Source organism: Flavihumibacter sp. CACIAM 22H1, assembly GCF_001601815.1.
In the GTDB taxonomy this organism is placed as follows: Bacteria; Bacteroidota; Bacteroidia; order Chitinophagales; family Chitinophagaceae; genus Flavihumibacter.
Window position 1 is genome coordinate 1 of sequence record NZ_LUKG01000039.1, and the last position, 13,129, is coordinate 13,129.

Annotated in this window: 14 protein-coding genes and 1 pseudogene; 4 read left to right on the forward strand and 11 right to left on the reverse strand. The window is 43.8% G+C overall.

From position 1 onward, the window contains the following. Window positions 1-281: 281 nt before the first annotated feature. Complete coding sequence (locus A1D16_RS11965) at window positions 282-842, forward strand: fasciclin domain-containing protein (protein ID WP_290709750.1); 561 nt, start codon at window positions 282-284, stop codon at window positions 840-842. Here A1D16_RS11965 and A1D16_RS11970 read toward each other — a convergent pair. Genes A1D16_RS11970 through A1D16_RS12000 form a run of 7 tightly spaced genes read right to left on the reverse strand, consistent with a single transcriptional unit; the run spans window position 833 to window position 7,489 of the window. Continuing rightward, window positions 833-1,213 (reverse strand): group III truncated hemoglobin, encoded by a 381-nt coding sequence (locus tag A1D16_RS11970; protein WP_290709752.1) that lies wholly within the window; start codon window positions 1,211-1,213, stop codon window positions 833-835. The genes A1D16_RS11965 and A1D16_RS11970 overlap by 10 nt on opposite strands. Before the next feature lie 11 nt (window positions 1,214-1,224). Next, window positions 1,225-1,956, reverse strand: a complete 732-nt coding sequence (locus A1D16_RS11975; protein WP_290709754.1) for an ABC transporter permease subunit — start codon at window positions 1,954-1,956, stop codon at window positions 1,225-1,227. A 31-nt stretch (window positions 1,957-1,987) separates the two neighbouring features. Then, complete coding sequence (locus A1D16_RS11980; protein WP_290709756.1) at window positions 1,988-2,707, reverse strand: ABC transporter ATP-binding protein; 720 nt, start codon at window positions 2,705-2,707, stop codon at window positions 1,988-1,990. Then, window positions 2,704-3,930 carry a nitrous oxide reductase family maturation protein NosD gene (locus A1D16_RS11985; RefSeq protein WP_290709758.1) on the reverse strand — a complete coding sequence of 409 codons (1,227 nt, stop codon included), beginning with the start codon at window positions 3,928-3,930 and terminating at the stop codon, window positions 2,704-2,706. Before A1D16_RS11985 ends, A1D16_RS11980 begins: the two co-directional genes overlap by 4 nt. Continuing rightward, the gene (locus A1D16_RS11990) at window positions 3,927-4,943 is read right to left on the reverse strand and encodes a nitrous oxide reductase accessory protein NosL (protein WP_290709760.1); all 1,017 of its coding nucleotides are present in this window, start codon (window positions 4,941-4,943) and stop codon (window positions 3,927-3,929) included. The genes A1D16_RS11985 and A1D16_RS11990 overlap by 4 nt, the downstream gene beginning before the upstream one ends. Window positions 4,944-4,989: 46 nt before the next feature. After that, window positions 4,990-6,993 (reverse strand): Sec-dependent nitrous-oxide reductase, encoded by a 2,004-nt coding sequence (gene nosZ, locus A1D16_RS11995; RefSeq protein WP_290709762.1) that lies wholly within the window; start codon window positions 6,991-6,993, stop codon window positions 4,990-4,992. Window positions 6,994-7,018: 25 nt separating this feature from the next. Beyond that, on the reverse strand, window positions 7,019-7,489 hold the full coding sequence (locus A1D16_RS12000; RefSeq protein WP_290709764.1) for a c-type cytochrome: 471 nt from the start codon (window positions 7,487-7,489) through the stop codon (window positions 7,019-7,021). Between the two features lie 228 nt (window positions 7,490-7,717). Between A1D16_RS12000 and A1D16_RS12005 the strand changes: the two genes are divergently transcribed. Next, on the forward strand, window positions 7,718-8,323 hold the full coding sequence (locus A1D16_RS12005) for a Crp/Fnr family transcriptional regulator (RefSeq protein ID WP_290709766.1): 606 nt from the start codon (window positions 7,718-7,720) through the stop codon (window positions 8,321-8,323). Window positions 8,324-8,387: 64 nt separating this feature from the next. Beyond that, complete coding sequence (locus tag A1D16_RS12010; RefSeq protein WP_290709768.1) at window positions 8,388-9,614, forward strand: hypothetical protein; 1,227 nt, start codon at window positions 8,388-8,390, stop codon at window positions 9,612-9,614. 147 nt (window positions 9,615-9,761) lie between these two features. Here the strand turns inward: A1D16_RS12010 and A1D16_RS12015 are convergent, their stop codons facing one another. Further along, window positions 9,762-11,174: a T9SS type A sorting domain-containing protein gene (locus A1D16_RS12015; protein WP_290709770.1), complete on the reverse strand. Its 1,413-nt coding sequence runs from the start codon at window positions 11,172-11,174 to the stop codon at window positions 9,762-9,764. A gap of 24 nt (window positions 11,175-11,198) precedes the next feature. After that, window positions 11,199-11,921, reverse strand: a complete 723-nt coding sequence (locus tag A1D16_RS12020; RefSeq protein ID WP_290709772.1) for a hypothetical protein — start codon at window positions 11,919-11,921, stop codon at window positions 11,199-11,201. Between the two features lie 270 nt (window positions 11,922-12,191). Here A1D16_RS12020 and A1D16_RS12025 point away from each other — a divergent pair, with 270 nt between their 5' ends. Beyond that, complete coding sequence (locus A1D16_RS12025) at window positions 12,192-12,536, forward strand: rhodanese-like domain-containing protein (protein ID WP_290709774.1); 345 nt, start codon at window positions 12,192-12,194, stop codon at window positions 12,534-12,536. Window positions 12,537-12,540: 4 nt separating this feature from the next. Here A1D16_RS12025 and A1D16_RS12030 read toward each other — a convergent pair whose 3' ends face one another. Then, window positions 12,541-12,834 (reverse strand): hypothetical protein, encoded by a 294-nt coding sequence (locus A1D16_RS12030; protein ID WP_290709776.1) that lies wholly within the window; start codon window positions 12,832-12,834, stop codon window positions 12,541-12,543. A gap of 17 nt (window positions 12,835-12,851) precedes the next feature. Beyond that, a pseudogene (locus A1D16_RS12035) lies at window positions 12,852-13,129 on the reverse strand (methyltransferase); the annotation flags it as partial.

Sequence of the window (13,129 nt, forward strand, 5' to 3'; positions counted from 1 at the left end):
TGAAATTCAGAGGAGTTAACCGGAATACACTCTATTTGCATATTAAGGAATGTGAGTTCAGGTACAATTACCGAAATGAAAATATGCAGGCCAAACTAATTCAACTTATCAGTAAGCATCCTTTGCACGAAGCACAGATGCAATAAATCTTTCTTTATTTCTCATGTGTGTGAACGCGGGTAGTATCTACTACCTGCTTTTTTTTGTTATGATTCAGATCATAACAAAAAACAGGAAGCTGGAATAGATTAGTGGATTATAATCACCCAAAAATCTGGAATATGAGAAAATGGATGCCCCTCTTACTTGTTGGCGCGTTACTGGCACAGTCCTGTAATAACAATGCCGCTTCCGGTACAGCTCCAGCCGAATCTACGGGTACGGCTGCTGCCGGCGGACAGTCGGCTGTTAAAGACGATGATTCACAAAAAGATATCGTTAAAGTGGCTATTGGAAGTGCAGATCATTCCACCCTTGTAAAAGCTGTACAGGCTGCCGGGCTGGTAGACGTATTATCCAATGCCGGCCCTTTTACGGTATTTGCCCCCACCAACGCAGCTTTTGAAAAATTACCCGCCGGAACACTGGAAAAACTATTGCAGCCGGAAAATAAGTCGGCATTGGAAAATATTCTGCAATACCATGTTTATGTTGGAGTAATTAAAACAGATTTAATGAATGACGGGCAGGTACTTGGACAAGCCAATGGAGATAATATTACGCTCCGCGTTAAGGATGGTAAGGTACAGGTGAACGAAAAAGCCACTATTCTTGCCAGTGTTGCCGCCAGTAACGGAATCATTCATGTAATAGATGAAGTATTACTGCCTCCTCAGAAATGAGGCGAAACAATTTTACCTTCCATAACGAGCGCAATTGATTGCGCTCGTTGTTGTATAAGGGCAGAATTATCGCCCTCGAATAAATCATTGCAGGTTTGTTTGAAAACCCGGATCCATTCCGCAAAATCTTCTTTGCTCAAAGGATATTCCTGGTGCAATTGTTTGTGAACAGCCATAGGATTACCATTGTATAAACCGGTATAAAAAAGAATGTTTTCCCAGAAATTATACATAATAGGAAGATGCACCGCCCAGTCAATTTTTTTATCTACGGTAAAAAAATGCCCGATGCGTTCATTGGTTTTAACCCGGTCGTAAAAAGTATTAATCAGAAGTTCTATATCAGCTCTGCCGGAAATGTCTTTTTTCATTTTGGTACAGTTTATAAATCTTTATGGTTGAATCGCCGAACTGCCAGCAAAATAGGAAAAGCCATCCAAACAATCATTACCAATACAATGAGGAAGAAACCGGTGCCGGTACCAAAGAAGTCCTGGAATAATGCGCCGGTTAAACCCATCATAGCTGATATGTCTAACTGCAGCAACATGCCTATCCTGGCCATATCAATCGGATTGAGCATACTCATTCCAATCATGGCAGTATCTAGCGGGTAATCAGCAAATTGAAAAAGAACCAGCAATACCAGCCCATCAAAAATAAATGTAAAGTAAAACCATAGCAATAAACACAAACCAATTCCTTTTGCTTTGTCTCTTGTGAGTACTGCCGATAAAGTGGCCAGGGAAGCAAATACAATGGTTAATGAACAACTTATAAAAAAGAGGTTCAGGGAGGTTGCTGCCGGGTGAAGCAGAAGCAGCGGCAGTCCGATACCTGCCAGAAGGGCAATTAACAGGGCCGTAATCATTCCGAGATAAACACCCCATAACAAGCGAGATCGTCTGATGGGTTGCGCCACAAGAAGTTCTATGAATTCAGCGCTATTATATAGGTAAATGGTACAGAATATACTACTTACGAGCGGAACAATTAAGATGCCTATATTAAGCAGGCTCATAATTGCTTTGGCCGGGTTGTCTTCCAACGCAAACAAGCTGATAGTAACCAGCGCCAGTAAAATTGTATAAGCCAGTATAATGCGATTCCGCAATATATCAAGGAGGCTGTAATTGATTATTTTTTCATGACTGGGCTGTTTTTTGAAGCATGATCCGGGCCATCACTTTATTCAATTTAGCTTCACCGGTTTTTTCCTGTAATCGGCTAACCGATTCATGGAAACGAAGCTTCCCGTCCTGCAGGTAAATGATTTCTGAAACCAGGTCATCTAGGTCACTTAATACATGGGAGGTTATAAGGGTTAGTTTTCCTTTAGCTTTTTCGGTGGCTATTTTATTTTTCAGTACCTCGCTGGCAACCGGATCGAGCCCGGCGGTAGGTTCATCCAGGATCAATATGGCCGGATTGAATAAAAATGCCAGGCAGGCACTTACTTTTTGACGGGTTCCGCCGGAGAGGGTCCGCATTCTTTTACCAAATTGTCGCTTTAATTCAAATGCCTCAATCAATTCCTCGTCAAGTTGCTGCCCTGGCTGGTACCGGATATCACGTACCATATCCAGGACCTGTTCAATACGCATATTGTCGGGAAAACGGCTGATCTGTGGCATGTAACCGATCTGTTGGCGGTATTGCCAGTTCTGATGAATGTTTTGCTGGTTAATGGTAATAAAACCACTATCAGGAAGTACCATGCCTAATAGGCATTTTATAAATGTTGTTTTGCCCGATCCGTTAGGTCCGATAAGTGCAATGGTTTGTCCTTTGTTGCAACTTAAACTAATGCGGTCCAGGGCAACCAGCCGGCCGAATTTCTTCTGCACATTGGTAGCAATGATCATAATGGTAAAGGTTTCATTTGTGGTTTGTTGTCCTTTAGCTGCTCAGGTGTTATACCAGGCATTATTTTTTCCGCCCGTTCAAGTAATCCTACCATGGGGCTCCGGAACAACATCATCGAACTGTTATTGCGTTCCACAATAAGCGCAAATAGGCTGAGCGGGCGATAGGGAACATCCCCGATTCCATCCTTGTTTAAATCGTAGCCTTCGTATTTGTCCCAGTAATTGCCATCAAAGGAATTTAAAACCAGGCTGCCATTGGTAGCAATATCAAAACTGTTGGCAATGAAATTGTTTTTTGAAATATTGTTGTTGTCGCAGGATGCCTGAATGCGTATGCCATATCCATTCTGATTAAATCGGTTGGCATATATATTTAGCCGGCTTGAACCCTCCATATAAATTGCTGCCGTATTTCGGGAAAATTCATTAAAAGCGGCTTTGCTGTCGGAAATTTCTTTCAGCAGAATTCCATAGGCAGCACTTCCCCAATTATCAATAAAACGGTTGTGGTACATGGTTACCTGCCTGCTGTACATTACTGCTACCCCGGCACCATTTTCGCTAAATGTATTATTGGTATAAATATCCTGGTGCGAAAACATAAAATGAAGTCCATACCGGATATTTTTATGGCTGGTATTATGGGCTATGGTTGATTCTGTTACGAATTCAAAGTAAATGCCATCGCGGTGCCCGGTGATGTTGTTTTGTTGAATAACAAGATGGTCACTCTTCCAGGCATGTATCCCATTTCCTGCTTCAAGCTCACTGCTGCCATTGCTGACAATCCGGTTATTGGCGATGAATGCATAGCGGGCATGCTGGCAATATATTCCAAAAAAATTTTCGTTCAGGCGATTATTCCGAATGCCTACATAAGCGGCTTCCTTTATTCGAATGGCGGCCAGTTCATTCATGCTGCTGTAGCCGGAACGAATCAGTTCAAAACCTTGTACCACTACATGATCGGCCGTAATAGTGAGGATTTCGTATTTTTTTTCTCCATCCAGCACCGGGTAGTCTACCCCCATCAGCACCAGCGGTTTATTGATCTGTATTCCTTTTTCGCGAAAGGTGCCTGGGTACACTTTGATAAGGTCGCCAGGTTGTGCTTTATTAATAGCTGCCTGAATGGATTCGCCAGCTTTAACCAGGTGAATGGCGGCCCGTGCAGCACCGGCAGTCACTGTAAGTATGTATAGTAAAAGCAGACGGATCATGGCTGAAGCTGTTCTTTCCAGGAGCTATTCTGCCCCGGTTTTGTTTTACTGAATTCAGTGCGTGCCTGCTCCGATTCAAAAGCGGCAATGGTGCCGCCCATGGGGCCTTTAAGTTCGGGTGATTTATAAAGGAAGGCCTGGTTTAAATTAAGCAGCTTGTCTGCATTCTTATAATCACTCATAAATACCTGGTAATTGCCGGAGCTGCCCGGCTGGCCTTCACGTATATAGGCCTGCAGGCAGGTAATGTCGTCAAAGAAATAGGCTTTCCCTGTAGCAGCAACTAATTCTGTACCGAACTGTTTTTCCAATAGGGTCATTTTGCAATACTGGCAGGATTGTTTTCCATAGGGAATGGTTTCAGGAGAAGCAGAACAGCCCTTCAGTAAAAAGGGGATAGTAAGTAAGGGGAATAGGAATGTATAGGAAGTTCCTGCTTTCCTGCTTCGTTTGATCTCTACCCAGGCACCTATCACTAACAAAAGTCCTGCACCGATAAAAATCCATCCACCTGTATCGGGCATGGAATAGGCGCCAAAATTTAATAACTGTTTATACCCGATCAAAGGCGGCTGGTAAGATTGCCCGGGTACTTTTATGGCTGCCGACGGATCCAGGTTATGGCCATAATTATAAAGCCAGCGATAAAAATCAACCATAGCAAGTACACCAAAAGCCAGCAGGCAGCCAAACCAGGTGAAATAGAACCATTTTCGGTTAATGATTGTAGTTAGTAGACCAAATCCTGCAAGAACCAAAATAAGATAGGGCAGTACCTGGAACTCAACAAAGTCTTTTTCATGGATATGGTTCATGCCGATATAGTGGTTCAGTCCATTTATGACATCTACATCACCACCCAGTTTAGCAGCATAAATCTGCAGGTATAGTCCCTCCGGATATTGAGGTGCAATCAGATCAATCCGCCAGATGGGCAGAAAGAAAACCAATCCTACAGCAATAGCGGTTACCAGGCTGATGATTCGGGTGGAAGGAGCTAAGCTTGATTTCATGCCAGTTAATTTGAAGAAAGGGCAGGCATGCCTGCCCTTTCAGGTATTATTGTGCGTTACTGTTATTCTCTTTAGAAGTTGGATCGGAACTGTTTTTACCAAGACTAAAGCTTAGCGGAACAGAAGACCCTTTCGGACTTACGCGAACATAACCCGACATTTCCTGGTGCAATGCACTACAGAAATCTGTACAGTAAATCGGGTAGATGCCGGTTTTTTCTGGTATCCATTTAAGTGTTTGGGTTTCGCCGGGCATAATCAGTAATTCTGCATTATTGGCGCCTTTTACTGCAAAACCATGCGGCACATCCCAATCCTGCTCTAAATTGGTTACATGGAAATACACTTCATCGCCTACTTTTACGCCTTCGATGTTATCCGGTGAAAAGTGCGAGCGGATAGACGTAATGTAAACATGTATTTTATTTCCATCGCGCACCACTTTACTTTCTTTTTCACCTTTGGCTACATAGGGGTGATGATTTTCTTCAATTTTGAAAATCTTAAGAGAATTTTTACTGATCAAATCAGCCGCAACGGACTGTGCGTAATGTGGTTCACCAATAGTAGGAAAATCATTGATGAGTTGCATTTTATCACCACTGATATCATAGATCTGGGCACTTTGTGCCAGTTCAGGACCGGTAGGCAGATAACGGTCTTTGGTTATTTTATTGTAGCCCACTACGTATTTAGCATTCGGTTTTTTACTGTCTCCGCCAGGGATGGATAGGTGCCCGATGGAATAAAAGGTAGGTGCCCGATCCAGTACTTTCAGGTCTTTGATATTCCACTTAACAATTTCAGAAGAAACAAAAAATGAAGTGTACGCATTGCCTTTACCATCAAACTCGGTATGCAGGGGGCCGAGGCCGGGTTTCTGCACTTCTCCGTATAAAGCCTCTTCGTATTTGATTACAGGTATGCCTTCATAGTCTCCTTCAAATTTTTTGTCGGCAATAGCTTTCTGCATTTTTGTATAAGAGAAAACAGGAATTAATGCGGCCAGTTTGCCCGAGCCAACAATGTATTCTCCGGTTGGGTCAACATCGCAACCATGGGGCGATTTGGGGCAGGGAATCAGGTAACAGATATCTTTAAGGGCCACGGCATCCAGTACGGTTACTTCTTCCAGGATTTCGTGTTTTCCGCTATGCGTGGTTTCATCCCAGGTATTTCGGGAATAACGCACTTTCTCTTTTTTGCCTTTACCTGCTTTCAGGTATTCCTCGGCTTTTTTCCAGTTAACGGCCAGGATAAAATCTTTATCGCGCTGGGAGGCATTTACTTCCAGGAGGGTATTAGCCTGTTCACTGTTGTAACAGGAGAAGAAAAACCAACCATGGCTGGGGCCTTTTCCGGCATGGCTCAGATCAAAGTTTACACCGGGCAGAAGCAGTTGGAAAGCAATATCCATCTTCCCGTTTTCTTTGCCCACACTGATAAAACTGATGGTGCCTTTGAAATTTTGTTTGTAGGTGCTGATAGGTACATCGCCATTGGAATAATCAACCGGTATGCTAAAACGGGTGCCAGCAACCACATATTCGGTGTTTTCTGTAATAAAAGGAGAGGAGTGGTTGCCCGCACTGTTAGGCAGCTCAATAATTTCCGCGGTACGGAAGGTTTTTAGATCGATCCTGGCTACACGGGGCGTGTTATTGGCATTTCCAAAAACCCAGCGACCATCAATTTCTCCGTTTGTTTGAGAGAGCTCTGTGTGGTGTAGATCATCCCAGGGAACAAATCCATGTGAAGTCATTAACATGGGTTTGGTTTCTTCTGAATAGCCCCAGCCTTTTTCCGGATCTACGGAAAAAACAGGAATAACCCGGAACAGGCGTCCACTGGGCAGCCCGTAAACGCTCATTTGTCCGCTGAACCCACCCGACACAAAATTGTAGAACTCGTCGTATTTACCGGGTGGCACATAGGCTTTAACGGCAGCATCACCACTAACCGCTGAACTGGTGTTTTTGGGTTTACAGGCCTGGATGCCAACAGCCAGTAAGGCGGCGGCTCCAAGGCTGAATTTGATGAAAGCATTCATTGTATCTATTTTAGGGTTGATTGGTTTACTGTACTCCATCATTTTTGCGCATGAACTCGTAAATATGGCGCGCATCCTCATCGGTAAGGTTTTGATTCGGCATTCGAACCAGGCAGATTTCGAGCTGTGCCTGGGCTTTGGGATCGGTGTTCAGCATCTCGTCCACATTGGTTACGAAATTCATGATCCAGGCGGCGGAATTGCGCTGGGTTACGCCTTTCCAACCCGGACCAACCAGTTTTTCATCGGTTAATTTGTGGCAGGACGAGCATTTTACATCATAGACCGATTCTCCTTTTTGGGCCATAGCAGCATCCAGCTTTTCCGGAATCTGTACATTCTTGAATTTTCCCACACCATCGGGGTTGTCTGCCGGGGCAGCGCTGGCATCGGCTGAACCAGCAGGTGCATCGGCGGGCTGGTCTTTTTGTTCAGTACCACTGCCGCAGGCATAAATCAGGGCTGCAATACAGGCGAGGAGAACGAGCTTTTTCATGGTGAATAGTTTTATTGACAAATGATTATGGTGCAATGTTAGCAGTGCTGTGAGCCGACAATTATGATTGAAGTCATAATTGGGCTCGAATCAGTATAACCTGATGAAAATCATATAATACCGTGATCGGAGTCAGAAGGAGCCGGCCTAAATTCAGGTGATTTCTGTATATTTATCATACTTCTTTGTTTAAGGCCTGGATAGATTTGTTGAACAAAATGTAAGCCCATGCTGTCAACACCTATTATTCCGGAGGAAACCCTGTTAAGCTATGGAGCTACTTATAAAAAAGTAGATAAGGGAGACCCTGTATTTCTGGAAGGGGCTGCTGCTTTTTTTTATTACCAGTTAATTGAAGGCAGGATTCGTTGGGTGAATATCAATGAAGATGGCAGGGAATTTATTCAGGTAATGATTGAACCAGGTGAATGTTTTGGTGAACTTCCCTTGTTTGATGATCTTCCCTATGCGGCCACTGCTATTGCTGATGAAGATTGTGTATTACTGCGTTTGCACAAGTCTAATTTTCATCAGATGATCCGTACTAATTTTGATATACATTTTAAATTCTCCAATTTATTAGTGACAAGACTGAGGTTTAAATTTTTAACCCTTCGTGAGCTTGCATATAATAACCCGGAGCAACGGATTTCCACTATGTTGAATTATTATAAAAGGATGCGGGGAATTGAACAGAAACCCTGTAAGCTGCACCTGACCCGCCAGCAACTGGCCGATATGACCGGGTTAAGAGTGGAGACGGTGATCCGCACCATTCGTACCTTGCATGAACGGGGTCGGCTAACCATTCAGCGAGGTAAGGTTTTTTATTAGACAAACCTGATTCTGATCATCTTTTCTTTACTATGCCCGCAGTTTTTTTGTAGTAAAAACCGGTATGAATGCAACGGCTTCCAAATGGATAAGACTGGCTTTGTTGAACCTGTTACTGGTGGCATTGGCCGGGTTATTATTGCGTATAAAGATATTGTTTCCGCTTCCCTGGATACACCATAAAAACCTGCTCCATGCACATTCTCATTTCGCTTTTGCCGGGTGGATCAGCCTGTTTTTGATGAGTGCGCTGGTAGGGTTATTGCCCGAAGAAAAAGCTAAAAAATACAATAGGATCCTGGGTTTATTTTCGATCAGTGCCTATGGAATGCTGCTGAGTTTTCCCTTTCAGGGCTATGGTGCCGTGTCGATTTTTTTTTCTACTGCTTCCGTAGTGGTGGGTTGGTGGTTTGCGATGGTGTTGTGGAAGGAAAATGGACTAAGGCTGGCCGGTGAATTGATCCTTTTACTTAGCCGTTGGTCGGTTGTTTTTCTGGTACTTTCTTCCTTTGGAACCTTTTACCTGGCCTGGCTTATGGCCAACCATATAAACAAAGCAGAGCTGTATTTTGGGGCAGTTTATTTCTATCTTCATTTTCAGTACAATGGCTGGTTTTTGTTTGCTGTTTTAGCATTGCTATTCTCCCGCCTGCCTGTTGGGTTGCAGGGAGTGCTGAAGACACCTGTGCAGTTGCTGGCATGGGTGTCTATACCAGCCTATTTTTTATCGGCATTGTGGATGCGGCTGCCTTCCTGGATGAACGGGGCCGCCCTTTTTGCAGCATTGGTTCAGCCCATACTGGTGGTGTGGTTAGTGCGGATACTTTACCCGGTGGTTAAAGCTTCGGTCAGGTCCGGCGGCCTGCGTCAGATCTGGTTGCTGTCTCTACTGGCTTTTTGTATAAAAGTTCTTTTGCAGAGCTTGTCGGTGTTGCCTGGTTTAAGCAGTTTCGCCTTCGCTTACCGACCTGTTGTAATCGGTTATCTGCATCTGGTGCTATTGGGTTTTGTAAGCCTGTTTTTATTGGGCTGGATGATAGAAAAAAAATTATTACCACTAATCGGAGGCAGGCTTTCTAACTGGTGCTGGTTATTTATTTTCGGTATAGTATTAACAGAATTAACGCTGATGGCACAGGGTGTTTCTGCGATGTTTTATTGGGCCATTCCGCATACCAATGAGTTGCTGTTGCTGGCTGCCGGCTGTTTGTTTATCGGGATTTTGGGACTGAACCTGGAAGCGAAGCTTTGGGGCAAACGGTTTTCCTTTGACCGGCTGCATGTTCAGTAACCGTTGCGCCGAACCGATTTTTTAGACAATCAATTGCCTGGTACAAACGTATGGGCCCTAGCCTTGCTTATGAGCATATAGGGCTTCTACCGCCCCCGACCACTATACTTTTTCCGTATTTTATAGTTCTACAGCATGCTGGGTTGGTTATTGTTTGGTAACCTGGATGATTTTGCCGTTTTCAAACTGTAGTAAATAATGACCCCTGCAAAGGGTGGCAGCCGGCAGGTAGTTGGTTCCGGCCTGTAGCTGGTATTGTTGCAGCAGTTTTCCATCACTGCCCAACAACCGCAGTTTTTCTGCCTTATTAGTGGTTACCGTAAAGCCTGCGTTAAAAGGATTCGGATATACAACGGGTTGGCTGTTAGAAACGGTGAAGGGCCGAAGCTGTATTGCGGGTGAATAACTGAACCGGCCATCCTGGTCCGTTTGTTTTATTTTATAAAAAACCGGTTCTTCTTCCAGGCTATGGTCCAGAAAACTATAAGAATTTGTACCATCACCTTTGCCTTGTAATTGAGCGATTGTTTTAAAACTCCGGCCGTCCGTGCTTTTTTCTACCGAGTAACCAGCCACCTGGTATTCGTTTACAGACCAGTTGAGCTGGGCATTTTTATTGGCTGTAAGTCTACCCTGGAAAGAGATCCATACAAGGGGTAAAGTGCTGTTGGATGAAATACTACCCAGTGTAAAAGGACTCCAATTGCTAATGGTGCCACTTGTAACGGAACCAGCAAAAATGGTTCCACTAACAGCAGTGGCATCTTCATTCAGCCAGTGTGTATTCGTTTTGTGTGCAACCCGTACATCAGCTATGGATGCAATTCCGGCATTGTTGTAGTCATCCCAATAAAGCGTAAGTTTTCCGGTAGCAGTGCCCAGGGGCTCCACATTCCAGTGTTCTGCTTCATTGTAGTACTTCAATAGGTTAGCACCGGCTCCTCCGGGTCCGAAAGGAAGGATGCCTGCATCGGAAGGCAGGTATTGTACGCGCATTCCATTGGAATTGATGCTTGAATTGATATCAATTTTCTGAAGTTTTATTCCATCACCTACCGGGTAACTGAATACACCGGTTCCGAGTTTTACAACAAACCCGTTTACATGGCTCTGGTCAGACGCGGAGCTGTGGTTGCCGGTTGCCGTAAATAAAAGGGGATGATCTTTTGACAAGGTTGTTACTATGCCACTGATAAACTGGGCAGTACCCGACACTTCAAGGGGGGTGTTCAGGTGCAGGGTATTTCCATTGTTGATGGTAAGGTGTTGACAACGCCAGGCAGCTGTACCATTCACTGTTTGCACTGCATTACCTTGTAGAACAAGGGAGCCTTTGTGGTTTGAAAAAACCTGGCTATTCTGAATATTACCGGTTATCTGAAGGGTTCCGTTATTATCGAAAAGGGGCGTGGTTCCTGCATTTGTAAAGCTGCCTTTTACGAACAGGGTGGCGGTATTGCCAATATGAACGGTGGCATTGTTGTTATAGAATTCATATTGCGCGGATAAACCGTTTACGATAAGCAGGAACAGGCCTGCAGTAATTATCTGGCTTTTCATGGTACTTGAATTTTAAAAGGAACCTTAGTCTCCTATATAATATGCCTGGAAATAGGTTTCAGCTGGAGTAGCGGTTGCTGTGTAATCGGTGGTAGAATAGATGGCCAAATCAAGATAGTCTGTAGTGCCATTCAGGTAAACCAGTACACTAACAGAAATAGCCACTGGGCTGGTATAACTGCTGCTGCCTTGTTTAAACCTGACGCCATTTTTCCTAATCATAAGTATGCGCAATGCACTGGATATCGAGTATACACTTGCATTGGCATTGATATAATAATAACCGGCAATATTTGGCTGAAACCTGTTATTGGTTGTATTGAACCAATTATAGGGGTCAAATTCTTCTGCCGTAAATTGTAGCTGGTGATCAACAAACGCAGTTACAGAGTAGCTGTTGTTTTTGGTAGCTGAAAACCCCATCATTTTTTTTTGGAGTGGATTCCATTTGGTGCCGTTAAAAACATACAAGCCGGTATGCACCACATCTTTTGTAGCGGTATTAAGCGTTCCGCTAAGATCAGTTACATAAACAACAGTGCCCTGTTGATTAAGCCCGTAGGCGGTTTTGGCAATTAACTGGGCCCGGGTTAAACGGGGTGGAATAATTCCGTCCGGGGTATTGGTAACGGTCGGCTGTCCTGTTATATCCAGGGTAGACTGTGGTTGCGTTGTATTAATTCCAACCTGTTGTGCATGCAGTTCCATGCAGGTAATTAAAGTAGCGAGTAAAAGAACGCATTTCATAAATAATGGATGTTTGATCGTAAAACAATATTTTATACCATCTAATGGTATCTACAAAAATATACCTAGGCCGAAACCTGTCTATTACACTTTTGTGTAAGAGTGCTGCGGGTAGATATAACCAGGAAGGAGCCAAATCAGTAGAGGAGATGATACTGCTCAGCTAATTTGAGGGTTGATTTATGCTTTTTTGTGTAGTCATTCAATTAATGATCCAATCAGGAAATAGTTATGGTACAGGAAATTTGCCCTACACAATCCAGGGTATGGATGAAGCGAGGTGCGTGGCTGGTAGATGTGCGCGAAGCGTTTGAGTTGAAGCAGTTGAGCTTTAATGTGGACAGAATAATACATATGCCCTTGCGGGAACTGCTTCAGCGTTTCAGGGAGTTGCCTGCAGACCAGGAACTGGTGCTGGTTTGCTGGAATGGATCAAAGAGCCATCAGGCGGCAACGGTTTTAATTCAGCTGGGCTTTGATACAAAGCTCCTGGCCAATATGAGAAATGGCCTGGAAAGATGGGTTTCCAAAGGCTTCCCGGTATTGGGAGACCCCTCGGTATTAGGGGACTTATCCGGAAAATTTACCTGCGGCGGTAAAGGCAATTGTTGCTGACGGGTTAGGCAATAAGTGGAACCGACGCCGTAGGAAATAATAGAGTTTTGCAGGCAGCCGTAAGTTGATAGGCTTTTTCCCGGTTCCTAAGTTGCTGGTGGTTCAGCTCATTTGGCTGAATGCTGTCTAGTTCCAGTTCAATTTTGTCGAGGAAGCGTTTTGTTACGTAGCCATTTACCTTATGTTCTTTCAGGCTTTTAATAGCAGCATTGAAAAAACGGCTTACGTGATCGGTTGTCGGAGCCTGCAAAATTTTACTAATCAGTTTACACCTGTAATCGTCCAAGTTTTTAGCCATAATTGTACCAATAGGTTTTACAGTTTAACCCAAAATTTTAATTGATCGTTTATTTCTGTGGCTACCAGTTGGAAGGAAGGAGGAATCTCAGTTTCCAGACTGTGGTAGGTAACCAGACGGGTACCTTCAGGGGCTTTGCACAATTGTTTATAAAGATAATGACTGTAATAGTTAAATAAATCGCTGGAAAAAGAAATTTTATCGTCTATTTTTTCAGTGTCAACGATATGCTCGTAGAAGGAATTGTAGAAATAAAAATGATCGAAGTCCTTGAAATTCAATTCAGTAATATTCC

Coding starts and splice junctions, on each gene's coding strand:
- A1D16_RS11965 (WP_290709750.1), top strand. CDS start 282: ATGAGAAAATGGATGCCCCTCTTACTTGTTGGCGCGTTACTGGCACAG.
- A1D16_RS11970 (WP_290709752.1), bottom strand. CDS start 1,213: ATGAAAAAAGACATTTCCGGCAGAGCTGATATAGAACTTCTGATTAAT.
- A1D16_RS11980 (WP_290709756.1), bottom strand. CDS start 2,707: ATGATCATTGCTACCAATGTGCAGAAGAAATTCGGCCGGCTGGTTGCC.
- A1D16_RS11985 (WP_290709758.1), bottom strand. CDS start 3,930: ATGATCCGTCTGCTTTTACTATACATACTTACAGTGACTGCCGGTGCT.
- A1D16_RS11990 (WP_290709760.1), bottom strand. CDS start 4,943: ATGAAATCAAGCTTAGCTCCTTCCACCCGAATCATCAGCCTGGTAACC.
- nosZ (WP_290709762.1), bottom strand. CDS start 6,993: ATGAATGCTTTCATCAAATTCAGCCTTGGAGCCGCCGCCTTACTGGCT.
- A1D16_RS12000 (WP_290709764.1), bottom strand. CDS start 7,489: ATGAAAAAGCTCGTTCTCCTCGCCTGTATTGCAGCCCTGATTTATGCC.
- A1D16_RS12005 (WP_290709766.1), top strand. CDS start 7,718: ATGCTGTCAACACCTATTATTCCGGAGGAAACCCTGTTAAGCTATGGA.
- A1D16_RS12010 (WP_290709768.1), top strand. CDS start 8,388: ATGAATGCAACGGCTTCCAAATGGATAAGACTGGCTTTGTTGAACCTG.
- A1D16_RS12015 (WP_290709770.1), bottom strand. CDS start 11,174: ATGAAAAGCCAGATAATTACTGCAGGCCTGTTCCTGCTTATCGTAAAC.
- A1D16_RS12020 (WP_290709772.1), bottom strand. CDS start 11,921: ATGAAATGCGTTCTTTTACTCGCTACTTTAATTACCTGCATGGAACTG.
- A1D16_RS12025 (WP_290709774.1), top strand. CDS start 12,192: ATGAAGCGAGGTGCGTGGCTGGTAGATGTGCGCGAAGCGTTTGAGTTG.
- A1D16_RS12030 (WP_290709776.1), bottom strand. CDS start 12,834: ATGGCTAAAAACTTGGACGATTACAGGTGTAAACTGATTAGTAAAATT.